Here is a 24,310-nt window from a genome sequence, read left to right as displayed (position 1 = left end):
CCCTATTTTGAGGAGGATGTTCTAAATGAATAACAAACGTCAAACAATATGGCTTGTCTCCATGCTGAGTCTGATGGTTATTTTGTCCGCATACTATCTCTTTACTGAAGATTCAGGGCCTGTAAACCCACCCGTGGCTGACAGCCAGCAAGTGGATGGCATGAAGCAAGGGGAAGCGAAAGAGACAGCTGGAATTATGGACCCTACAGAAGGACTTGTCATCAACGAGGTTGTGAATGGCGGACAGGTTGCTGATGATGCTGGGGCAGCAGATCCGGCTGACAACGCGGCGAGTGCAGAGGGGAAGGAATCAGGGAATACGGAGAAAGCACCAGCAGGAGAGCAGGGGGCTGCTGAAGGGGAGAGCGGCAAAAAATCGGAAGCAACTGAGGAAAAAGGCACGACTGCGACACCTGAAACAGAAGGTAAAACAGAGGGTAATGCAGCCAAGACCGATGAGGAAGTACTCAAAGAGATGGAACAGCAAAATACGGCAGTATCGGCCAGCAGTCAATTCCAGAATTACCAGTGGCAGCGTGAGGAAAGCAACAATCGCAAGTATGAGGAACTGGCAACGGTGGCGGGTGATTTAAGCAAAACACCGGAGGAAAATGCCAAGGCAACCGAGCAAATTCGGGCACTTGAAGATAAGCAGGCCAAAATTACAGGTATCGAGGAAACCTTGTCCCAGCAGTATGCCAATGCCATCGTGCAGGAGGAGGCTGACAAGTACAAAGTGGTCGTGTTAAGTGACAAGCTGGACGTAAAACAAGCGGTTTCGATCGTTGATCTGGTCATGAAAGAACTGTCTGTATCGCAAAATAAAATCAGTGTGCAATATGTCACGGAACAATAATCAGTAATGTGATAAGGGCACCGGGAGTTCGTTCGACTCTCGGGCTCTTTCCATTTTTAATGATTATGATATAATACATAAAGCCATATGACCGTCCTCGTGAGACTGGCATGATGCCGAAGGAGTGAATAATGGAAATGTTCAAACTAAGCGAAATTAAAGAATTGATTAAATTGGTGGATGAAAGTTCCGTTCAGGAATTGGAAATTGAAAATGAAGGATCACGTCTATCGATCCGTAAGCCAGGCAAAACGGAGGTTGTGCAAGCTGCTGCAATTCAGCCGCAAGTGATCGCTGCTCCTCAGCAACAGGTACAGCCTGCAGCAGTTGTGAGCGAGCCTGCTCCGCAAGTCGATACAACAAGTCATTTACATAAAATTGTATCTCCGATGGTGGGTACGTTTTACAGAGCCTCTTCACCGGAAGCAGGTCCTTTTGTAAGCGTGGGTGATAAAGTTGTTGAGAAAACAACGGTATGCATCATCGAGGCAATGAAGCTGATGAACGAGCTTGATGCTGACATCAAGGGACAAATCGTTGAAGTGCTGGTTGAGAATGGACAGCTTGTCGAGTATGGACAACCTCTGTTCCTGGTAAAACCGGAATAACCTGTTATAACGGGCGAACAGCAGCCGCATGAGCTTCGAAGGAGGACAATAACCAAATGAAATTTCATAAAATATTGATTGCCAATCGCGGAGAGATTGCTGTACGAATTATTCGTGCGTGCCGCGAACTCGGCATATCGACAGTAGCTGTCTACTCGGAAGCAGACAAGGATTCCCTGCATGTCCGTCTGGCAGATGAGGCTTACTGTATTGGACCAACGCTGTCCAAGGACAGCTATCTTAATTTCACTAACCTGATGAGCGTAGCTACGTTAACGGAATGTGATGCCATCCATCCGGGTTACGGCTTTTTGGCGGAGAATGCTGACTTTGCAGAAATCTGTGGTTCCTGCAACATTACATTCATCGGTCCATCACCGGAAGCGATCACGAAGATGGGGGACAAGGCGGTTGCGAAGCAGACGATGAAGGATGCAGGCGTACCTGTTATCCCTGGCTCGGATGGTCTCGTTGAAACAACGGAAGAAGCGATTATGATCGGCCGGGATATCGGTTATCCTGTTATTATCAAAGCTACCGCAGGTGGCGGAGGTAAAGGCATTCGTATTGCTGAAGACGAGGAAGAACTGGTGAAACAGATCACGGCTGCTCAGCAGGAAGCTCAGAAGGCATTTGGCAATGCCGGAGTATATCTGGAGAAATTCCTGACAGGCATGAAACACGTCGAGATTCAAATCATGGCCGACAAACATGGCAATGCCGTGCATCTTGGCGAACGTGACTGCTCGGTTCAGCGCCGTCGTCAGAAGCTCGTGGAAGAAGCACCATGTCCTGTGCTGAATGAGGAAGTGCGTACACTGATGGGAGAAGCAGCTGTCCGTGCGGCGCTTGCTGTCAATTATTCCGGTGCGGGTACGCTGGAATTCCTGCTCAGTCCAACTGGAGAGTTCTACTTCATGGAGATGAATACACGTATTCAGGTGGAACACCCTGTAACCGAGATGGTAACGGGCGTTGACTTGATCCGTGAAATGATCTCTGTGGCGGAAGGCAATCCGCTTTCTTTCCGTCAGGAAGACGTTGTTATTAACGGCTGGTCTATCGAGTGCCGGGTTAATGCAGAAGATCCTGAGCGTAATTTCATGCCTTCACCTGGTAAAATCGGATTCTATCTTGCGCCAGGTGGTCCTGGTGTTCGTGTAGATAGTGCAGCATATCCCGGGTATACGATCTCGCCTTTCTATGACTCCATGATTGCGAAGCTGATTGTATGGGGAGCAACCAGAGAAGAGGCTATTGCCAAGATGAAGCGTGCACTGGCAGAGTTTGCGATCGAAGGCATCTCCACCACGATCCCGTTCCATCAAAAACTGCTGGATCATCCAACGTTTATTCGCGGAGATTTCGATATTAAATTTCTTGAGGAAAACGAGATTTAACAGTCATATTGGGCTTGTTTGTCATAAACCAGCTCAAATGATATAGTATGTAATAATAAGAGCGCATGTCTCCTGCACAGGATAAGCCCGCATTCGCGGAAGGCTGCAGGAGTTCCGGTAAAGCCGGACCGGAAGGGTTCTGGAACTGATGAATATGAACCGGCGCCCTGACGGATGGCCGCAAACTTATCTCGCGAAAGGTGTGTTAAACATTTATGAGTACACTACCGACTGAATTTGAACGTACGGATATCGGTGAAATCCAGATCGCACCTGAAGTTATTGAAGTGATCGCTGGACTAGCAACAGTGGAAGTGAAAGGTGTTGCAGGCATGAGCGGTGGATTCGCTGGCGGATTCGCGGAGCTGCTGGGCCGTAAAAACCTGTCCAAAGGGGTTAAGGTTGAAGTAGGCCAACGCGAAGCCGCAGTCGATGTTTCCGTAATTATCGAATATGGATACCGTCTGCCGCAGGTTGCAACTGAAATTCAACAAAACGTGAAGCGTTCCATTGAGAATATGACGGGTCTTAGCGTGAATGAAGTGAATGTGCATATTCATGACGTTCAGTTCAAGAACCCTGAAAAAGTGGAAGAAGTTGACCTGAACACGCAGCGTGTAAAATAAAAAGAGACAGATTCCCCCGGCACCCTTGCCGGGGGTTACCCCGTCTTGGACAGGTCTTGAATTCTGCTTTGGCTGGACAAGGCTATGCTTGTCCTACTCTACAGCAGGTTTAGCAATGTGAGTGAGCAAGGGAGGCTGTGCAGTTCGTGGCTAAAATACTGGATCGGCTTCTGTTGTTTATATACAGCATAAGCGTAGGAGCAATATCGGCGGCGGTCATTTTACTGATTAGCGGTGTGCTGCCATACGAATTGAATTACCAGCAGGAACAAAACGTGATTGTGGCCTCGATTGTCGCAGCAGCGATTTTGTTTGTCCTGAGTTTGCGTTTTTTCTACATCTCGATTCGGCGTGAGCGCGGCTCGCTGCCGTCTGTGGATCAGCGTACCGAGTTCGGGGATGTGCAAATTTCAATGGAGACGATTGAAAACCTCTGTTTGAAGGCAACTACCCGTTTCCGTGGCGTACGTGACGTCAAAGCGCGTATTCGCGTGGTGGAGTCAGGACTGGAGATCAAGATTCGGGCCGTTGTGGATGGTGAGACACCTATTCCAGCGCTGACAACGGATCTGCAAAAGGCAATACACGATCATGTGCAAGAGATTACGGGCATTCCGGTTTCTTTTGTCACCGTATATATTGCTAATGTAACCCAGTCGCCTAACTACAAGAGTCGCGTGGAATGAGGTGAGTTTCACTGATGTTGTGGAAAGAGATTTGGGATAATTACAAGGGCCGCATTCTTGGCGTTGCTTTTGGTATTTTGTTAGGATTTCTTTATGTTTGGATCGGTTTTTGGGATATGTTGTTCTTTGCACTCTTGGTGTTCACCGGTTATACGTTTGGCAGACGAAGCGATGCGAAGCTGGGCTCGTTTATTCCCTGGGGGGAATTGCGACAATGGCTTGGGGATCGCTGGCGTCCGTTCAAATAACCTGTCTGAGCCCTGCAATATGTTTCTTCCGAAAATAGAACTTTAGTTTGAGTTGCCCGATTTTCGGCGGAAACGTTTTGCAGGTTTTTTTGTGAGAAAAGAGCGCAAGTAGAAGCGAAGTACCATGGGTATCCTTTGAATAGGGGAGCTAATGGTGCCTTGTATTTAAAATAAGCATGATGACGCTCTGAGAGGAGCGCTGCAGGAGGCAGGACATGAAAAGACGTTTGGCTAGGGAAATCGCAGTACAAAGTCTGTACCAGATGGAAATGAATGAAGTGAGTGCAGCTGAAGCGGTAAATATGCTCATTAATGAAGCGGCTGAAGATAATGAAACGGAAGTTGTTATTCGTGATGAAGAAGTGATGCGCAGTTACGTTACCGAGATGGTTCAGGGCACATGGAGTCATAAGGAAGCCATTGACGGTTTGCTGGTTGATTATTTGAAAGGCTGGCAGCTCAGCCGTTTGTCGCGTGTAGATCGTCAAATTTTGCGTTTGTCTGCATATGAGATGGTATTCCGTGATGATGTTCCGGCGAAAGTTTCCGTCAACGAGGCGATTGAACTGTCCAAGTATTTTGGTACGGACGAGTCTGGCAAGTTTGTTAATGGTGTGCTGGGCCGTATGATTCAGGAAGTAGACAGCATCAAGCAGAAATTATCCTGACCAGCGTTCGGAACAGAACAGGCAGGCCAGCTTTCTTTTGAGATTACATCCAGATCGTTTTATCTAATATATGTTCATATAGGGGAGAGAGTACAATGACAGCATCTATTATTAACGGCAAAGAAGTATCCCAAGAGCTCCGCGCAAGCATGACGGCAGAAGTGAAACGGCTTAGCGAACAGGGGGTAGTACCTGGTCTGGCAGTTGTGCTCGTTGGTGAAGATCCGGCATCTCAGGTGTATGTTCGCAACAAGGAAAAAGCATGTCATGACCTCGGTTTTTATTCCGAAGTGCATCGTTTGGATGCGAGCACGTCTCAAGCGGATTTGCTTGCTCTGGTGGACAAGCTTAACAAACAGGAATCCATTAATGGGATTCTGGTACAGCTCCCGCTCCCGGGACACATCGAGGAAAAGGCAGTCATTGATGCGATCGCTGTAGAGAAAGATGTAGACGGCTTCCACCCTGTTAATGTTGGTAATCTGGTCATCGGTGATGACAGCTTGTTGCCATGCACTCCGGCTGGTGTGATCGAACTGATCAAACGCACTGGAATTGAAATGTCTGGTAAACATGCGGTCGTAATCGGTCGCAGCAACATTGTCGGCAAGCCGGTATCTCTGCTCTTGCAGCGTGAGAACGCAACGGTAACGATGTGCCATTCCAGAACAGCCAACATGAAAGAGATTACACGTCAGGCTGACATTCTTGTTGTTGCTATCGGTCGAGCGAACTTTGTTGACGCGGAATACGTTAAACCGGGTGCAGTAGTCATTGATGTCGGTATGAATCGGTTGGATAATGGAAAACTCGCAGGTGATGTAGACTTTGAAAGTGTTAAAGAGGTCTCTGGCCCAATTACACCTGTCCCTGGCGGCGTTGGCCCAATGACGATTACGATGCTGATGCAGAACACGCTGATCGCGGCCAAACGCGCTCACGGACTGGCTTAGGTATTTGTCTGTGGCAGAGCAGAAAATTTATTCCATCAAGGACCTGAACCGTTATATTCGAATGAAGCTGGAATCGGATCAGGTTCTGTCGGACGTCTGGCTGCGCGGAGAGATTTCCAATTTCACGCATCACTCCAGCGGCCACATGTATTTTACGTTGAAGGATAAGGACAGCCGAATCAAATCGATTATGTTTGCTTCTCATAATCAGCGATTGCCCTTTGTACCGAAGGAGGGTGCAAGGGTTATTGCACGTGGTAATGTTTCGGTATATGAACGGGATGGCCAGTACCAGTTCTACGCCACACATATGCAGCCGGATGGCATAGGCAGTCTGTATCTGGCTTATGAGCAGCTGAAAAAAAAGCTGGATGAGGAAGGGCTTTTTGCTGCTGCTCGTAAAAGGCCTATTCCGCGCTACCCGCAGACGATCGGTGTTGTCACTTCGCCTACAGGTGCGGCTGTACGTGATATCATGATTACACTCCAGCGGAGATACCCGTCTGCGAGAGTGGTGTTATACCCCGTGCTTGTTCAAGGAAAGGGCGCCGCACCTTCCATTGTCAAAGCGATTCAGAGCTTGAACTTTATGAAGGAAGCAGATGTGCTGATTGTAGGACGGGGCGGCGGATCACTGGAGGAGCTGTGGGCGTTCAACGAAGAGATGGTTGCTCGCGCCATCGCTGCTTCTTCCATTCCGGTCATCTCGGCGGTCGGGCATGAAACGGACTTCACCATTGCAGACTTTGCCGCGGATTTACGCGCTGCGACACCCACGGCGGCAGCGGAGCTCGCTGTACCGAATCGGGCAGAGCTGCTGGAACAGATCGCTCAGAGACAGCGGCAACTGCAAAATAGTCTAAAGCAGCGTGCTGTATATCATAGGGAACGGCTGACTCGCTTGCAGCGCTCTCCAGTGCTGGTGCATCCGCGCAGGACGTTAATGCAGCACACGGAGCGTCTGGATATGCTGCAGCAGCGCTTGCAGCGCAGTGTGGATACACGCATGAGGTGGACCGTGGAGAAGCAGGAACGCCTGCGTGCAGCGCTACAGCGTTTTAATCCTCGGGAACAGGTGAATTCAGCGCGTCGCGATCATGCGGCAGCGCGCAAACAGCTTGAACTGGCGATGAGATCGATCACACGCAGCAAGCAGCAGCAATGGAAATCATCCGTTCGGCATCTTGATGCACTGAGCCCTTTGAAAGTAATGTCTCGCGGTTATAGTCTTGTGTATGACGAGCATGAGCAGCGATTGGTCAAATCTTTAAAAGATGTGCAGCCGGGAGATTCGGTTAAGATTAAATTAGCGGACGGGCAGCTCGACTGTCAGGTTTGGGGAATGAAGGAGGACGACAACATCCATGGCAAATGAACCGGAACTGAATTTTGAAGAGGCAATGGCAGCGTTGGAAGACATCGTGGGTCAGTTGGAGCATGGGGATGTTCCTCTTGAGCAGGCAATTGATCTGTTTCAGCGTGGGATGAAACTGTCCCAGTTGTGTGGTCTGAAGCTCGAACAAGTGGAACGCAAGATCGAGATGATCGTAGAAGAAGATGGGGAGCTTCGCAAGAAGCCTTTTGGTACGGCGGATGATGAGAGCGGTGAGCTTCATGAGTAACCGTGCTTCATTCGATGAATATCTTCAGGAGATTACTGGTGAAGTTACCGAGGCGCTACAGCATATTGTTCCTGAGCACTGGGATGTGCCGCGTTCGCTGACGGAAGCGATGCAGTATTCTTTGATGGCCGGAGGCAAACGCCTTCGTCCTCTTCTGGTCGTTGCTGCGGCGGAAGCCTTCGGTGCGGAGCGTAAAGCTGCGATGCCGGCAGCCTGCGCCGTGGAGATGGTTCATACGTATTCCTTGATCCACGATGACCTGCCTGCTATGGATAATGATGACTATCGCAGGGGAAAATTAACGAATCACAAAGTTTTCGGTGAGGCAACAGCTATTCTTGCAGGAGATGCTCTGTTGACGCATGCTTTTTACAGTATTGTTCAGACGGGGCGTCAAAGCGGAGTGAGACCTGATGCTTTATTGTCCATTGTAGAGGACCTGGCAGAGCTTGCAGGAGCCAAAGGTATGGTCGGTGGTCAGGTGGCCGATATGGAAGGCGAGCAGGGCATGACCGATTTGTCGCAGCTCCAGTACATTCATTTGCATAAAACAGGAGACCTGATTGTCTTTTCACTCCTTGCAGGTGCGCGTATCGGCGGGGCAACAGAAGGTCAGCTTGAAGCGCTGCGAGTGTTTGGACGTGATCTCGGCCTGGCATTCCAGATTCAGGATGATATTCTTGATCTGACGGGTGATGAGCAGAAGATGGGCAAAAAAACACAAAGTGATGTGAACCAGCAGAAGGTAACCTATCCGTACTTTATCGGCATGGAAGCCTCTATTGCAGAAGTGAAGTCGCTCACACAATCAGCCAAGGATGCTCTTGAACGTGCGGAGCTACCTGATGCTTCACGTTTAATGGAGATTGCTGATTACTTGATGAGTCGTGATCATTAATTCGTGACAATAGCATGAATGTTACTGATTCAATGAGAAATGATTGGTGTAATGAATGTAATGGCCTTTTCATGCCAGCCAGTAAAAGCCTCTTTTCTCATAGTTCAAGGATACATAATTCAGAGCTTCGCATATGAATCGGCAGCGTGGAGCTCCTGATCGGACGCAAGGCCGTAAATTATGATTCTTGTTTTTTTATGGTATAATGATTGAATGTTATTGAAAATTTAATTACGTTATATCAGTGAAATACAACAAATAAACAAACATTCTAGGAAAGCGGGGAGATTCTCGTGCTGCTTCCACAAATTAAACAACCCAGTGATCTAAAGGCAATGTCCCATGATGATCTTGCCCTTTTGTCGGCAGAGATTCGACAGTTTCTCATTGAGAAGCTGTCAGTTACAGGCGGGCATCTTGCACCAAATTTAGGAGTGGTTGAGCTCACGGTGGCCCTGCACTACTGCTATAATAGTCCGAAGGACAAAATGATTTTTGACGTAGGGCATCAAGCTTATGTGCATAAGGTGTTAACGGGCCGGATGGATCGCTTTGACACACTTCGCCAGCACAATGGACTATGCGGATTTGTTAAACGGAACGAAAGTGAGCATGACGTATGGGAAGCTGGACACAGCAGCACTTCATTGTCTGCGGCTATGGGCATGGCTCTTGCTCGTGATCTGAAGGGTGAGGATAATCAGGTTATTCCCATCATTGGTGACGGTGCACTGACCGGAGGCATGGCGTTTGAAGCGCTTAATCATATCGGTCATGAGCAGCGTAAACTAATGGTTGTGTTGAATGATAACGAAATGTCCATTGCGCCGAACGTAGGTGCAATGCATAAATACTTGAGCAAAATACGTTCCGATCGTCATTATTTGAAGGCCAAAGATGATGTTGAGGGCATGCTCAAAAAAATTCCTGCCATTGGCGATCGTTTGGCCAAGTCGGCAAGCTGGATCAAAGATAGCGTCAAATATATGATGGTTCCCGGTGTGCTTTTTGAAGAGCTGGGGTTCAAATATTTGGGACCGATTGACGGGCATGACATCCCTCAATTAATTGAGGCGTTCAAACAGGCTGATAATGTGGACGGTCCAGTGCTGGTGCATGTGCTTACGACCAAAGGGAAAGGTTATCAGCCTGCTGAGGCAGATTCCCATAAGTGGCATGGCATATCGCCTTACAAAATTGAATCGGGACAAGTGCTGAAAGCCGTTGGCAAGCCTATGTATACCGAGATATTCGGGCAAACGCTGATTGAGCTTGCCAAAGAGGATCAACGGATTGTTGCAGTTACACCTGCTATGCCTACAGGCTCGGGTCTTATTCCATTCAGCAAAGCTTACCCGGATCGAATGATTGATGTTGGTATTGCCGAGCAGCATGCGGCAACGATGTGTGCTGCACTCGCGATGGAAGGCTTGAAGCCGGTCTATGCGGTATACTCGACATTTATGCAGCGTGCGTATGATCAGATTGTGCACGACATCTGCCGTCATAATGCCAATGTTATATTTGCCATCGACCGTGCCGGCTTTGTTGGACCGGATGGCGAGACACATCAGGGGGTATACGATGTTGCGTTCATGCGCCACATTCCGAATATCGTACTGATGATGCCAAAAGATGAGAATGAATTGCGTCATATGATGAAAACGGCGCTTGATTATAATGATGGTCCGATTGCTTACCGCTATCCACGTAACAATGTGGTCGGTGTAGCTATGGACGAGGTGCTTGTGCCTATTCCGATCGGTACTTGGGAACAGCTGCGTCCTGCTGAAGGTTACGCCATCATTGCTTCCGGCTCAATGGTGCAGCTCGCCGAAGAAGCAGCGGAAGTGATTAAACGCGAAGGCATCAATGCTGGTGTAATTAACGCACGTTTCCTGAAACCGCTGGATGAGCAGATGCTGCGTGATCTCGCTGTGCGGGGTACAAAGTTGATCGTGCTTGAAGAAACCTCCCAAGCTGGCAGTATGGGCAGTGCGGTGTTGGAATTCTATGCGGAGCAAGGAATACATGATGTGCAGGTGCATCTGATGGGCATTCCGGATCGGTTTATCGAGCATGGAAGCATCAAGGAGCAGCGTGAGGAAGTTGGACTTACGGTCGAGAATGTGTGCAATGAGCTGCGGAAAATGGTGGTACAATCATCGTACGGAATGTCCAAAACACGTTTTCCATCTTGATTGCAGTTTAAATTGAAAAGAATGATAGGAGAAAGACATGTCACTCCCGAAAGAACGAATTGATGTGCTGCTGGTGGAGCAGGGCTATTACGAAAGCCGTGAGAAGGCAAAAGCTGCAATTATGGCGGGTCTTGTATATGCCAATAACGAGCCGATTGAAAAAGCAGGTATGAAAATTCCAAGAGATGCGGAGCTCAAGGTCAAAGGCTCTGTGCATCCTTATGTAGGCCGTGGCGGTCTGAAGCTCGAAAAAGCGATCCGTCACTTCGGTCTGGATATGAATCAGCTTGTGATGCTGGATATCGGCTCCTCCACTGGTGGTTTTACCGATTGTGCTCTTCAGCATGGTGCATCCCACGTTTATGCTATTGATGTCGGGTACAATCAGCTGGACTGGTCCTTACGAAACGACGAGCGGGTCACGGTGATGGAACGGACGAACTTCCGTTACGTTACCCCTGAGGATTTGCTTGGACCTGTGCCAAACTTTGCCAGCATTGATGTATCCTTCATTTCCTTGCGGATTATTCTCCCGCCGCTGTTGGCACTGCTGGAGAAACCGGCAGATATTGTGGCATTAATCAAACCGCAATTTGAAGCTGGGAGAGACAAGGTAGGGAAATCCGGGGTTGTTCGTGATTGGAAGGTGCACAAGGATGTATTGCAAACGATGCTTCATTTTGCCAGTCAGCTTGGTTTAACCCTGAAAGGGCTCACGTTCTCTCCCATTACAGGTGGTGAGGGTAACATTGAATTTCTCGCACATTGGCGACTGGAAGCACCAGAGGCCGCACAACCAGAGAACGACAAGGCTTCACTTGAACTTGATGCACTTGCGGAGCAGGTAGCCAAGGAAGCGGCACATACTTTCACGGGAAACTCATCATAGGATGAGTTTCTTTTCGCTGGAAAGATGTTTCAGGATAAAGGAAAATTGCTGTTTGATCTCGAATATGTTTTCGAGGTGAGCGGTGATGAACGGGCAATATGACACAATTGTAATTGGTGTATTTGCTGTCTGTTTGATCGTATGGTTGTTTTTTGGACTGCGCAGCTGGGTGAATCGTCCCATTCCGGTAAGTTTGGCAGAGCTGCAGCTGAATGAACATATTCAGCCTTCTCCTGCATTGGAACTGCTTGAAGAGAGTGGGTATGACGTCATTGGTGGCAAAATGAAGGTTCCTTTAGCTTTTGAAGCAGGTGAGTCCGTATTATACAGCAGGCTGTTCATTGATTATGTTGCAGAGCGTGACGATGCCCGATATTTAGTAAAAACATCTCGCCGCAGACTTCCGCTTGAACTCAGCGGACCTTCGGTCAGGGACCGTTTCCTTTCTTATCTGCTCTTATATCCTGGATGTGAAGGTTTACTGTATGTGGACCTTGAAAATTCCGATATTATTGTTATCAGGCTTATGGATTATCAGGAAGACGTGTATGATGGAGAAGATATGGACTAATATATAATAAGCTTGAAATAGGCTGCTCGAAATATGACATAGGACAGCTTGCGGTGATGGAATGCCGCTTGATCGCAATACATTTTACTGGAGGCATGTATGAAAGGACAACGACATATCAAAATTCGTGAGATTATTAGTCAAAATGAAATAGAAACCCAGGATGATCTGGTTGAAGCGCTGCGTCAATCGGGTTTTCAGGTTACACAAGCGACGGTATCAAGGGATATTAAGGAACTGCTGTTAATCAAAATCCCGATGGATGACGGACGATATAAATACTCTTTACCGACGGATCAGCGTTATAATCCAATTCAAAAGCTCAAGCGCGCACTGGTGGATAATTTTCTGCATATTGATCACACGAACAATCTTGTGGTGATGAAATGTTTGCCGGGAACCGCGAATTCCATTGCTGCACTGCTGGATAATATTGAGTGGACTGAAGTGATGGGCACAATCTGTGGTGATGATACCATTCTGATCATCTGCCGTACAGAGGAGAACAGCGTCACGGTCATTGAAAGGATCATGGGATATATTGCTTAATTCAGCCGGAGGTGTTTTTGCAGATGTTAGTTACGTTATCCATTCGCAATCTTGCCGTGGTGGAGGAAGTGGATGTTGTCTTTCATCCGGGATTTCATGTGCTGTCCGGGGAAACCGGCGCGGGTAAGTCCATAATTATAGATGCTTTAGGTTTAATCGCGGGGGGACGAAGTTCGGCAGATCTGATTCGGTACGGGTGTGATAAAGCAGAGATGGAAGCGCTGTTTGAGATGGAGCCTACACATCCGGTGTGGAGCACGCTGGAGCAGCTTGGCATTCATTGTGAGCCAGAGGAGCATCTCGTCATTCGACGCGAATTAAATACGCAGGGCAAGAGCACGTCCCGCATTAATGGACAGCTGGTGAATCTCACGATGCTGCGGGAAGTGGGCGAGAAGCTGATCAACATTCATGGACAGCATGAGCATCAGAGCTTGCTGCGTGCAGAAAGCCACCTCGGGTTACTGGATACCTATGGCTCCGAGGTGATTGGTCCGGTCAAGGCGAAGTATCAGGAGCGCTACAGCAAATTTATCGCCGCAGAGAAGGAACTGCGGGCACTTCAAGAATCCAGCCAGCGGGCATATCAGCTGCTGGATATGTACCGTTTTCAGCTTGAAGAGATTGCCGCAGCCAGCCTTACCCGCGGAGAAGATGAATTACTCGGTGAAGAACGGGTCAAACTATCCCATAGCGAGAAAATGATGGACAGTGTTGTTGGTGCTTATGAACTGCTTAGTGGACAGAAGGGTTTGGAAGCAGTCAGTCTAGCTTTATCGCGTATTGAGGATATTTCAGGTTACGACAGCAAAGGTTTGCAGCCGATTGTGGAGCAGCTGCAATCTGCTTTTTATCAACTGGAAGATGCGACGTTCCAGCTTCGGGATTATCGGGAACGAATCGAATTCAATCCGGGCAGGCTGGAAGAAGTGGAGCAGCGATTGAACCTGATCTCTGGCCTGAGACGTAAGTATGGCGATAGTGTTGAACTGATTTTGAACTATTATGAGCAGATCAGCCATGAAACAGACCAGCTTGAAAACAAAGATGAACGTTTAGAGAAGCTGCGGTCCGAGCGGGATAAGCTGCTGGTGCTTGTGATGGAGTCTGCAGAAGAGCTCAGCAAGGTGCGCAAGCAATGTGCCGAGGAACTGGCTGCTCAAGTCGAGAGCGAACTCAAGGACTTGCAGATGGAGCGGACGTCACTGCGTGTTCAGATTGTACCGGCAGAAGATCCGAAAGGCATTGAATGGAATGGTCGCCGCATACGTTTTAGCCGCCAAGGTGCTGACAGTGCCGAGTTTCTGATCTCTCCCAACCCGGGTGAGCCTCTGAGACCTCTTGGCAAGATTGCTTCGGGCGGAGAGTTATCCAGAATTATGCTGGCTATGAAGAGCATTTTCGCTCGTCATGACCGGATTCCGGTCTTGATTTTTGACGAGGTGGATACAGGAGTCAGTGGACGGGCGGCCCAATCCATTGCGGAGAAGCTGCATCGACTCTCCTCTACCTGTCAGGTGTTCTCCATTACACACTTGCCACAGGTGGCTTGTATGGCGGATCATCAATATTTGATTGAAAAGCATGTGTATGACGGCCGTACGATGACCCAAGTGGAATCGTTGTCACAAGAAGGTCGAGTGAAGGAATTGGCACGTATGCTTGGTGGCGTGGAAATAACAGAAAAAACGCTGCACCATGCACAGGAAATGTTGAATCTGGCGGAAGCCAAAAAAGGGTGAAACGGACGACTGGCGTAATGATTGACAGTAATAAAAGCCTGGGGGCAGGGTTATCTTATAGGTACGCAATTGGCGACCACCTTTCGTCAAGCGAAAGAAGCAAAGGGAGTGTGACTGCCATTGAATTCCCCCCTCAGGAAAAAATTGCTAGGTCTTTTATTTGTCTTCTTTCTATGTGTACTTAGTCAGGCTGTACAGCCGATGCAAAGTTATGCTTCCCTGCCTGATGAAGTGCAGGTGTTCGCAGGCAGGCAGACAGATGTCAGGCTGGCAGTACCTGCAGCTTCAAGCGCAGTCGTGGATCGGCCGGATATTGTAGGCCTGGATCAACAGTCTGCATTAAAGGTAACCAGGCAAATGCCTCTACATCTCCATCCTCAACAAACGGGACATGCCAAATTAACACTTAAGCTATGGGGGAAAATTCCCGTCAAAACGGTTAATGTCAAGGTGATCCCTGATCTGCGTGTCGTTCCCGGGGGTCAAACGATTGGCGTAAAAGTGAAATCCGCCGGCATTCTGGTTGTCGGACATCATCTGGTGCGTTCCGGTGCTGATGAGCGAAAATCTCCAGGCGAAGCTGCGGGTATCAAATTAGGTGACTTGATTACTCACATGGATGGGAAACGTCTGGATGGGGTGTCGGGTGTAGCTGAAGCTGTGGAGCTTGCAGGCAAGCAGAGTAAAGGCATTGATGTCGTCCTCAAGCGCGGCGATGAAACGATCAAGACCAAATTGACGCCAGCCTATGATGCAGAAGATAAGGCGTGGAGACTGGGGCTGTACATTCGAGATTCAGCAGCAGGTGTGGGTACTTTGACTTTTTATGCACCTGATCAAGGTGTATACGGCGCGCTGGGCCATGTAATTACAGATATGAATACACAAACGTCTATCGTTGTAGGGAGTGGTCAGATCGTTCAATCGAATGTGACCTCCATTGCGAAGAGTGAGACAGGTGATCCAGGAGAAAAGCGTGCTCATTTTCTTAAAGAAAGCAAAATATTAGGCAATATTGAAAGAAATACGGCATTTGGCATCTTCGGTAAAATGTCTCAAAATCCAGAGCACAGCTTATATAAGCAAGGAATTCCTGTTGCGTTTTCACATGAGGTAAAGGAAGGTCCGGCTGAAATTTTAACGGTTGTAGAAGGACAGCAGGTCGAGCGTTTTGCCATTGATATCGTGCATGTCGCTGATCAATCAGAGCCAGCTACAAAGGGGCTTGTGCTGCGCATCACTGATCCGAAGCTGATTGACAAAACGGGAGGCATCGTTCAAGGCATGAGTGGCAGCCCAATTGTACAGAATGGCAAGCTTATTGGCGCAGTGACACATGTATTTGTGAATGATCCGAAGTCCGGGTATGGATGCTTTATTGAGTGGATGCTTCAGGATGCAGGTGTCATGATGAAAAAGGAACAATCCAAAAACCTTAAGGCTGGATAGACAGCCCTAAGGTTTTTTTGTCGAAAGTAAACATATTATATCGGATGCTGAAATAAAATATTTATTATAAAGGAATACGAAAAAAAAATAAAGAAAAATAATTTTCGACAGAAGGAATTTCATTGTACGTGTCGAAAATTTAACCTGTAAGGAAATGTACGATACTTATGTTTCAAATAAAAGGAGGATACCGTTTTGCAAAAAATTGAGGTATTGCTGGCCGATGATAACCGTGAATTTACAAATTTGCTTGCCGAATATATATCCGAGCAGGAAGATATGGAAGTGACTGGCATTGCGTACAATGGTGAAGAAGTGCTGCAATTGCTGGAACAAACGCGTGATGTGCCGGATGTATTGATTCTGGATATTATTATGCCTCATCTGGATGGACTCGGTGTACTGGAGCGCCTACGCAGTCTGAATCTCTCCCCGCAGCCTAAAGTGATTATGCTCACCGCATTCGGCCAGGAAAACATCACACAGCGTGCTGTGCAACTCGGAGCTTCCTATTACATTCTGAAGCCATTTGACATGGAAGTGCTTGCGAATCGGGTACGTCAGCTGGTAGGTACGCAAACAACGATGTCATCCAGCAGCAGCTCATCATCTTCATCCTCCATGTTTATGAACAAATCTAACGTTGTGCCGATGGGCAAACACAAAAATCTGGATGCCAGCATCACGTCAATCATACATGAAATCGGAGTTCCTGCGCATATTAAAGGATATCAGTATTTGCGGGAAGCCATTACGATGGTGTACAACAATATCGAAATTTTGGGCGCCATCACCAAAACGCTGTATCCAGCGATTGCCGAAAAATTCAAAACGACGCCGTCCCGCGTCGAACGTGCCATCCGTCACGCTATTGAAGTGGCATGGACACGCGGCAACATCGACAGCATTAGCCATCTGTTTGGCTACACGATCAACATCAGCAAATCCAAGCCGACGAACTCCGAGTTCATCGCCATGGTTGCTGATAAGCTCAGAATTGAGCATAAGGTGAGCTGAAAGGATCGGGATTAAGAAACAATAAAGATTAATTAACAATAATAATCACGTAATGGATCAGCACCTCTCTAATTATTCGCTTTAAGCGTATATTGGAGGGGTGTTTAGTTTTTTGGACAGAATTATGACTTTTCTCCTAATTTTATGCAAGATGGGGCGTGATGTTGGTATATTTTCGAAAAAATTTACCTGTAGTTAACGCTTTTTTAGGTAAAAAGTGGTACGATGTGACCACTGATAGATCAAAAGTGACATGGTTGCTACTACGCGGTAAGGGAGTTGATAAGTTTGTTTACTCAAATAGGTGAAATTGCTGAACCGATTCCAGTAGTACTGCCAGAAACCAAGTGTGATGCCCTGTATCAACTATTTAAGTCCAATCCGAATCTGGAAGGTGTAGCGGTGACAGGGAAAAACGGCATATCCTTAATGATGAGAACCCGGTTCTTTCAGCAGATCGGAACACAGTATGGCTACAATCTGTATATGGGACGTCCTGTGAAGCTGTTGATGAACGTAAATGCACTTGTCGTGGATTATGCAGAACAGATTACGGATGTCAGTGTCGCTGCAATGGAACGTGAAGAAGCGGATCTCTATGACCTGGTTCTGGTAACATCTGGGGATCGATTCCATGGTGCGGTAAGCATTCGGCGTTTGCTGCTCGCGGTGGCGGATGTAAGAGCTGAGATGGCTATATTTATGAATCCCTTGACAGGCCTTCCCGGCAATCGGATTATAGATGATCGCTTAGTTCAGATGCTTCCACAGGACCAATTCAGTGTACTGTATATTGACCTTGATCAATTCAAATCGTATAACGACAGTTATGGTTTTAAAATGGGAGACGAGCTTATACAGGCAACGGCCAGTTTGTTGCGCGAGCATTTTGGTGGACCGGAGGCGTTCCTTGGTCATATCGGTGGGGATGATTTTATTGCCATTCTTGGCCATCATGAGTATATGAGGGTGTGTGAAGAGGTGATTTCACGTTTTGAGAAAATGAAACGCAGCTTCTATAACGACCAGGACTGGCGTAATCAGTATGTGATGGGAGAAGGCCGTTCTGGGCTGAATCGACCTATTCCTTTAGTATCTGTGTCTATTGCGGTAGTCACCAACTTGAAACAACGCTATGAGGATATTAATCAAATTATCAATGAAGCTACTCGCGTGAAAAAAAGCTGCAAATCCATCATTGGCAGCATTATCTGTGCAAATGATATGAACGCGGAGAAAGTCACCTGATTTTCATTAAGCCTAAATGCCATAAACCGCTAACTTTCAGGTTAGCGGCATGGGATGAGATATGTATACATATAAGAGGATTATATCTGGATATCTATAAAAGATGAAGAACTACTTGTTTCTTTCGCTTGGGATTTGATCGTATTTTGAATCATCGATGGATTAGGATCGGCTTGATCATCTTTTACACGATCTCCTTTAAGTTCTACTCTGTTTTGTTCCTCACTTGAATTATTTCCCTTGAAATGAGGCTGTTTTGAAGCAATGGAGGCAGTTTCATTAATTTCTTTAGTTAATTCTCCAATTTGATGGTCCACTTTGTTCAGCTGAGTATGTATATCCTGGACCATTTCTCTTTTCATTTTGAATACAGTCGCTTCAGCATTTTCTAACATCATGGACTTTCCAGGATCATTCCCCGTATCGTTATCCAATACAATTCGATCAAACCTTGTCTCCCCTTCTAAGGTATGAATTGAGCCTTGCATTCGGTCGCGTAAGCCTACCAACTTCCCTAAATGATTATAAGTTTGGCTGTGTTTAATAATAGGTTCCATCGCAGATTGTTCGGTATCGTTAGTTAATTGTGATTCTTGTTTCTTATGTGATTAGCGATTCGTGAGCCATAATTGCCAGGCCATAAGTTACATCGATTTGTATTGCGAACCTTAACATAATAACTGATAATGGTTATCAATAACGAGGGGAAGTAAAGCCTCAATCTATTAAAAGGAGAAGAGTTATCATCATGTGGAATGAATATTACACACTCTGGAATTATGCTGCGGTGAATATAACTGATATCCGTTATATTGAATGTGGAGCATATGAAGAGATGAAATATAAGTTTCCGTCACATACCTTTATTCTCACCTTTCAGGGTGATGCTGGTGTGACAATTGACAACGAAACTTACGAAGTCAGTCGCTTTTATGTTCTCCATGGGGGAAAGGGGAGTAAGCTGGTTATTCAAGCCGGAGAAGCCGGGTTACGCTTATATTACTTGATGTATAAGGCCGAACTGCCTAGAAGAAGTAGAAACTATCTGGAAAAGTTGATGGAGCTCTCCAATCCGTTTCAGATGAATTTTGGTTTTTCCCCGGATAGGCCAACCATGTTATATGAGCATTTGAAACAGATGCACTTTTTGTGGGATTCCCAAAAACCCGTTCACCATTTTCAGGCCAAGAGTTTGTTCTATTTCTTTGTGCAGCAGATCGCCTCACAGATTTCTCTTGCATCCAATCCCGATCTGAGTGCTAAAGCACAGGTTGACAAAATTATCAAAATTATAGAATCTTCCTACGCGCAGCCACTTACGCTTCATACTTTGGCTGAAATGATAAACACCAGTCCGAGAAGCTTGTCACGTAAGTTTAAGCAGTCGGTTGGCAGCAGTCCCATCGATTATCTTATTCAGTTTCGTTTGTTCAAAGCCAAAGAGATGCTGTTGCAAACCGACGCCACACTCGATGAGATTGCAGCAGGCATTGGTTACCCTGATGGATATTATTTAGGACGCATGTTCAAGAAACATACGGGTCTTTCTCCTTTGCAATTTAAAGAAAAAAACTCTGCTCCCATACATTGGCCTGATTTGACATCGGGTGTGGCGCGAAGTGATATTTCCAGAGTTAGAAGCAGGAAGTATGTTTATAGTAATGATGATAATCATTATCACTATAAACATGGAGGGGTAATTCATATGAACAGACAGACTAGAACGGGAATGATGCTTAGTATTCTGCTGAGCCTTACATTACTGCTAAGTGCCTGCTCGGCAGGTGTATCCAGTAGTACGGGTGGGGATAAATCTGGGAGCAATAGTTCCGCGAACAACGTAACAGCGGAAAATCAAAATCAGCCATCGAAAGTGCGTACAATCTCGACGGTAAAGGGAAATATTACAATTCCGGATGAGCCTAAACGTATCGTGGTTGACTTGTATTTGGGAAGCCTCATCGCCCTGGGAATCAAGCCAGTGGGTACACCCGAGCTGAACCTCAAGAATCCTTATTTTATTGACTCGCTGGAAGGCGTTCAAAATATTGGGGAATATGAAACGATTTCTCTTGAGAAAGTGTTAGAACTTGAACCGGATTTGATTGTGACAGGTAATCCTGATCTATACGACTCATTTAGCAAAATAGCGCCTACCCTTGTTATTCCATATGGTGAATTTAAAGACACTCATGAAGAGGTTGCCTACTTCGGTGAAGTGCTGAATAAAGAAAAAGAATCCAAAGCCTGGTTAGCCGATTATGATGCAAGAATTGCAGATGCCAAAAAGCGCGTTGGTGAAGCGCTTGATGCATCCGCCGAGGTTTCGGTTATGCAGTTCGATGAGAAAGCACCAATGGCTTTTGGTGATAATTTTGGTCGTGGAGGTCAGGCAGTTTATAGTGCGCTTGGTTTGAATCCACCTGCAGATAAAAAAGAGATTTTAATGAAAGACCAACTGGTTGAAGTTTCATCTGAAGCAATTCCGGAATTCGTCGGAGACTATATTATTCTAACAGCAGATAATCTGACCCTTGAAGACTTGAAAACCAAAGCAGTCTGGAGTTCACTGGATGCAGTTAAAAATGATCGGGTCTTCATATGGAGCAAGGATCGTTCATGGTACTTTGACCCTATTGCTACATTAGATCAAACAGAGGAACTGGCTGCGTGGTTTACGAAGATCTCTAGAAAAAAATAAACGGAAAGATTACTTGCTGAGAAGCAATCCAAATCCATCTTAAATTTTAGTTGATAATGAAAATTATTATCATTTATAATTGACAGACTATAGCGCACCTCTGCGGGCATATGTCTTATCGATTTTTTGCAGAATGATGACCATTAAAGGTCTTTAGGTGAGGCTGGGATTGGAGAGTATTTGATGCAATTAGACGAACAGATGAAATGCTGGAATCAAGCCGCAGTTAAGGTTCTGGATATCCGCCGAATCGTGATGGAGACAGGAGCACAACTGAGTTCCTATTCACTTCCAGCAAATGGATTTATATATACGATTCGGGGATCTGCTCAACTTCAATTGGATGGACAAGAGCACCAGGCGGAGCGATTTTACATGCTTCATGGAACGAAAGGAGCTTCACTGGATATCCAAGCCAATGCAGATTTTGAATATATTCTGCTTTATTACAGGGCCTTCCTTGCCTTTCCTCGTTTTCGAAATAAAATGTTATTGGCACAGCCTCAGGCTGCACCGTTCTCCTTGCAGTATGGATTTACACCGAGTAGTCCACTGGGACTGTTACGATATCTTAGTGAGATGGAGAAAGCATGGGCGCAGTCAACCCAATTAGATCTACTTCATACTAAAAGTTTGTTTTATCAGTTCATTCATGAGTTGATGGTTCAACTGTATGCACAGGAGGTTCAAACAGAACTTGCGGACCCGGTAAAACAAACCATTCGTTACATCCAGAATCATTACAGAGAACAGGTTACACTTGATATGCTGGCAGAGCAATTTAATTATAGCTCTCGTCATTTATCGATGCGATTCAAAAGAAAGACGGGGTATAGTCCCATCGATTACTTAATAAAGACACGAATTGGCAAGGCTCGGGATTTACTTGTGCGCTCTGATGCAACGCTCGGTGATATCGCAGCAGAGGTTGGTTATTCGGACGTGTACTACTTCAGCCGTATCTTCAAGAAATATGTAGGCCTGTCTCCAAGCCTTTATCAAAAGATGATGAGGAAAAAAGCACGAACTGAAGATCGTCCATTGCATTTATCCGAATCGTCCATTGGCTGGACATTGAAGTCGAGATATATTGATTATGATAATCATTATCAATATAAAGACGGAGGGTCTACATCAATGAAAAGTAAAAAAACGAGCGCCAGCATGATCATGATTGCGTTGTTGAGTTTAACGATGCTCCTTGCGGCCTGTTCTTCGGGGACAGCTGCTACTCGATCTGCCGGTGAAAGCACAGGTGCGAATTCCAACAGCGGCAATCAGGCAGTAACCTCAGAGACGGGAAGTCAAGTAAACAAAGATAATGAAACACGCACGGTCTCGACAATAAAAGGTGATGTTATTGTTCCAGCTAATCCAAAACGGGTTGTTGTGCTGTATCTTCAGGGTGATGTGATTGCACTTGGAGTTAAGCCAATCGCAACATCAGATGTATACGACGGGGCTGCTTACAAGAGTGAGCTTGAAGGTGTGAATTCACTGGGTACCTGGTTCGAACCGAACCCTGAAGCGGTCATTGATCTCAATCCAGATCTGATTATTGTTCCGTCGGAAGAAACCTATAATACTTTGAAAAATATCGCACCTACGGTGTACATTCCATATGAGGAAATGACAACCGAGGAACGGCTTCACAGCATAGCCAGCATCTTTGGTAAAGAAAAGGAAGCTGAAGTCTTGATTAATGATCTTAACAGCAAAGTGGAGGAGAGCAAGAAAACACTTGCAGATGCAGGGATATTGGACAAGACCATTTCCATTATTGAAGGCGGTCTGAAAGGTATGGTCGTTGTGGAGAGCAAGCAATTTGGTCGGGGTTCTCAGGCAGTCTATGAGTATCTGGAAATGAAAGCTCCTAAAGTAGTACAAGACAAAATCGATGTAGCATCAGAAGCTGCTGGTTCTACAATCTCGATGGAAGTTCTTCCGGAATACGTAGGTGACTATGTGTTTCGCTCTGTGTATGATGGGGCAGACAATCTAACAGATAACCCTGTATGGAGCAGCATTCCGGCAGTAAAAGAAGGTCGTCTGATCGAGATTGATTTTGATTTCTTTTATTATTCGGACATCTATTCCATCAATAAACAACTCGATTTTGTCGTAGATAAACTTTTGTCTGCTCCAAGAGCGCGCTAAATTAAGAGGAAATCGTATACGTAAGGCTATTCAGGATTTAAAGAGGATATAGCCATTGTAATTTCAACAGATTTCCATTACACTTAAACGATAATGAGAATCAATATCATAATCGATGATAGTCGAATGGATGGAGGTCCCAAAAAGATGAATCAGGATTTGGAGCTTTATGATGTAACCATCATCGGAGGCGGCCCGGCGGGCATGTACTCTGCTTTTTATAGCGGTATGCGTGATATGAAGACCAAGCTGATTGAGGCGAGAGACAGACTTGGGGGACGAATGCTTTTTTACCCGGAAAAGATGATTTGGGACGTTGGCGGAGTAACCCCGATCCTGTGTGAAGATTTGATCAAGCAGCTCGAACAGCAGGCCCGAACCTTCGATCCAACTTTGGTATTTGAACAACAGATTGAAGGCTTTGAGCGGTTGCATGACGGTACGATTCTTCTTACAGCGGCAAGCGGGGAACAACATTGGACACGTACGGTTATTCTAGCAATTGGCTATGGCATTTATAAAATGGCGAAGCTGGAGCTTGAAGGAGCAGATCGCTACGAGGTATCGAATTTGCATTACACTGTACAGGAGCTGGAGCCTTTCCGAGGTAAACGGGTGCTCATCTCTGGCGGGGGAGATTCAGCTGTGGATTGGGCTAATGAGCTGGAGAGCCTTGCCGAGCAAGTAACGGTGGTACATCGACGTGATCATTTTGGCGGGCTGGAACGCAATGTGCTGCGTATGAAAGAATCGTCAGTAGACGTGAGGACACCTTACGCGATTGAGAAGCTGCACAGTTTGAGCGGGGAAATGATCGAACATGTAACCATCACTCATATGGAAAACGGACAGACAGAGATGCTTGAAGTCGATGCGGTCATCGTTAATCATGGCATGAAGAGTGATTTTGGTCCGATTCGTGATTGGGGATTGGATTTGGGTGAGTGGCATGTCAGCACAACCGAGAGACTGCAAACCAATATCCCGGGGGTTTTTGCGGCAGGAGATTTCGTAGATTATGGCAGTAAATTATATCTGATTGCGGGTACGTTTACGGATGCAGCTCTGGCAGTAAACAGCGCGAAATTGTACTTGGACCCGGCTGCAGAGAAGGTTGCTTATGTATCATCACATAACAGTCGGTTCAAAGAGAAAAACAAAGCACTCGGTGTGGTGGAGGAATAATTATCACATTCACTGAGAAATGGAGACTTCGTACTA

General features: G+C 46.4%; 23 protein-coding genes. 22 read left to right on the top strand and 1 reads right to left on the bottom strand.

Annotated elements, in window-relative coordinates; translation table 11 throughout:
* Positions 1-25: 25 nt before the first annotated feature.
* The 19 genes from IEW26_RS01885 (at position 26) to IEW26_RS01795 (ending at position 18,231) form a co-directional block, all read left to right on the top strand.
* Positions 26-856 (top strand): SpoIIIAH-like family protein, encoded by an 831-nt coding sequence (locus IEW26_RS01885; RefSeq protein ID WP_111269653.1) that lies wholly within the window; start codon positions 26-28, stop codon positions 854-856.
* Positions 857-993: 137 nt separating this feature from the next.
* Positions 994-1,464, top strand: a complete 471-nt coding sequence (accB, locus tag IEW26_RS01880) for an acetyl-CoA carboxylase biotin carboxyl carrier protein (RefSeq protein ID WP_111269685.1) — start codon at positions 994-996, stop codon at positions 1,462-1,464.
* A 56-nt stretch (positions 1,465-1,520) separates the two neighbouring features.
* Entirely contained in the window at positions 1,521-2,864 is a 1,344-nt protein-coding gene (gene accC, locus IEW26_RS01875; RefSeq protein ID WP_111269652.1) for an acetyl-CoA carboxylase biotin carboxylase subunit, read from the top strand.
* Positions 2,865-3,079: 215 nt separating this feature from the next.
* Positions 3,080-3,490, top strand: coding sequence for an Asp23/Gls24 family envelope stress response protein (locus IEW26_RS01870; RefSeq protein ID WP_111269651.1), 411 nt, complete (start codon positions 3,080-3,082; stop codon positions 3,488-3,490).
* Between the two features lie 146 nt (positions 3,491-3,636).
* Complete coding sequence (amaP, locus tag IEW26_RS01865; RefSeq protein ID WP_111269650.1) at positions 3,637-4,176, top strand: alkaline shock response membrane anchor protein AmaP; 540 nt, start codon at positions 3,637-3,639, stop codon at positions 4,174-4,176.
* A gap of 14 nt (positions 4,177-4,190) precedes the next feature.
* On the top strand, positions 4,191-4,424 hold the full coding sequence (locus IEW26_RS01860; RefSeq protein ID WP_111269649.1) for a DUF2273 domain-containing protein: 234 nt from the start codon (positions 4,191-4,193) through the stop codon (positions 4,422-4,424).
* A 215-nt stretch (positions 4,425-4,639) separates the two neighbouring features.
* Positions 4,640-5,092 (top strand): transcription antitermination factor NusB, encoded by a 453-nt coding sequence (gene nusB, locus IEW26_RS01855; RefSeq protein WP_188591103.1) that lies wholly within the window; start codon positions 4,640-4,642, stop codon positions 5,090-5,092.
* Positions 5,093-5,187: 95 nt separating this feature from the next.
* A complete protein-coding gene (gene folD, locus IEW26_RS01850) occupies positions 5,188-6,045 on the top strand; it encodes a bifunctional methylenetetrahydrofolate dehydrogenase/methenyltetrahydrofolate cyclohydrolase FolD (protein WP_111269647.1) in 858 nt (285 codons plus the stop codon).
* Between the two features lie 10 nt (positions 6,046-6,055).
* Entirely contained in the window at positions 6,056-7,420 is a 1,365-nt protein-coding gene (gene xseA / locus IEW26_RS01845) for an exodeoxyribonuclease VII large subunit (protein ID WP_188591102.1), read from the top strand.
* Positions 7,410-7,667 (top strand): exodeoxyribonuclease VII small subunit, encoded by a 258-nt coding sequence (xseB, locus tag IEW26_RS01840; RefSeq protein ID WP_111269645.1) that lies wholly within the window; start codon positions 7,410-7,412, stop codon positions 7,665-7,667. The genes xseA and xseB overlap by 11 nt, the downstream gene beginning before the upstream one ends.
* Positions 7,660-8,565 (top strand): polyprenyl synthetase family protein, encoded by a 906-nt coding sequence (locus IEW26_RS01835; protein WP_373288396.1) that lies wholly within the window; start codon positions 7,660-7,662, stop codon positions 8,563-8,565. Before xseB ends, IEW26_RS01835 begins: the two co-directional genes overlap by 8 nt.
* Positions 8,566-8,858: 293 nt before the next feature.
* Positions 8,859-10,766 (top strand): 1-deoxy-D-xylulose-5-phosphate synthase, encoded by a 1,908-nt coding sequence (gene dxs, locus IEW26_RS01830; RefSeq protein WP_111269644.1) that lies wholly within the window; start codon positions 8,859-8,861, stop codon positions 10,764-10,766.
* A gap of 37 nt (positions 10,767-10,803) precedes the next feature.
* Positions 10,804-11,655, top strand: coding sequence for a TlyA family RNA methyltransferase (locus IEW26_RS01825; RefSeq protein ID WP_145403917.1), 852 nt, complete (start codon positions 10,804-10,806; stop codon positions 11,653-11,655).
* 85 nt (positions 11,656-11,740) lie between these two features.
* Positions 11,741-12,226 (top strand): hypothetical protein, encoded by a 486-nt coding sequence (locus IEW26_RS01820; protein ID WP_145403916.1) that lies wholly within the window; start codon positions 11,741-11,743, stop codon positions 12,224-12,226.
* A gap of 99 nt (positions 12,227-12,325) precedes the next feature.
* Positions 12,326-12,775 carry a transcriptional regulator AhrC/ArgR gene (gene ahrC, locus IEW26_RS01815; protein ID WP_111269641.1) on the top strand — a complete coding sequence of 150 codons (450 nt, stop codon included), beginning with the start codon at positions 12,326-12,328 and terminating at the stop codon, positions 12,773-12,775.
* Positions 12,776-12,798: 23 nt separating this feature from the next.
* The gene (gene recN / locus IEW26_RS01810) at positions 12,799-14,517 is read left to right on the top strand and encodes a DNA repair protein RecN (protein ID WP_145403915.1); all 1,719 of its coding nucleotides are present in this window, start codon (positions 12,799-12,801) and stop codon (positions 14,515-14,517) included.
* A gap of 120 nt (positions 14,518-14,637) precedes the next feature.
* Positions 14,638-15,966, top strand: a complete 1,329-nt coding sequence (gene spoIVB, locus IEW26_RS01805) for a SpoIVB peptidase (protein ID WP_111269639.1) — start codon at positions 14,638-14,640, stop codon at positions 15,964-15,966.
* Positions 15,967-16,161: 195 nt separating this feature from the next.
* A complete protein-coding gene (gene spo0A / locus IEW26_RS01800) occupies positions 16,162-16,983 on the top strand; it encodes a sporulation transcription factor Spo0A (RefSeq protein ID WP_111269638.1) in 822 nt (273 codons plus the stop codon).
* Between the two features lie 288 nt (positions 16,984-17,271).
* Positions 17,272-18,231, top strand: coding sequence for a GGDEF domain-containing protein (locus IEW26_RS01795; protein ID WP_188591101.1), 960 nt, complete (start codon positions 17,272-17,274; stop codon positions 18,229-18,231).
* Between the two features lie 80 nt (positions 18,232-18,311).
* On the opposite strand, the gene IEW26_RS01790 is transcribed toward IEW26_RS01795, so the two are convergent.
* The gene (locus IEW26_RS01790) at positions 18,312-18,788 is read right to left on the bottom strand and encodes a hypothetical protein (RefSeq protein ID WP_188591100.1); all 477 of its coding nucleotides are present in this window, start codon (positions 18,786-18,788) and stop codon (positions 18,312-18,314) included.
* Positions 18,789-18,979: 191 nt separating this feature from the next.
* Between IEW26_RS01790 and IEW26_RS01785 the strand changes: the two genes are divergently transcribed.
* The 3 genes from IEW26_RS01785 (at position 18,980) to IEW26_RS01775 (ending at position 24,274) form a co-directional block, all read left to right on the top strand.
* Complete coding sequence (locus IEW26_RS01785; RefSeq protein WP_188591099.1) at positions 18,980-20,932, top strand: AraC family transcriptional regulator; 1,953 nt, start codon at positions 18,980-18,982, stop codon at positions 20,930-20,932.
* Between the two features lie 183 nt (positions 20,933-21,115).
* Complete coding sequence (locus IEW26_RS01780) at positions 21,116-23,089, top strand: AraC family transcriptional regulator (RefSeq protein ID WP_188591098.1); 1,974 nt, start codon at positions 21,116-21,118, stop codon at positions 23,087-23,089.
* Positions 23,090-23,236: 147 nt separating this feature from the next.
* Positions 23,237-24,274 carry an NAD(P)/FAD-dependent oxidoreductase gene (locus IEW26_RS01775; RefSeq protein ID WP_111269633.1) on the top strand — a complete coding sequence of 346 codons (1,038 nt, stop codon included), beginning with the start codon at positions 23,237-23,239 and terminating at the stop codon, positions 24,272-24,274.
* The last annotated feature ends 36 nt before the right edge of the window (positions 24,275-24,310 follow it).

It is taken from the genome of Paenibacillus silvae, assembly GCF_014639235.1.
In the GTDB taxonomy this organism is placed as follows: Bacteria; Bacillota; Bacilli; order Paenibacillales; family Paenibacillaceae; genus Paenibacillus; species Paenibacillus silvae.
The sequence above is the reverse complement of the archived record's forward strand: the minus strand, read 5'-3'. Positions and strand labels throughout refer to the sequence as shown.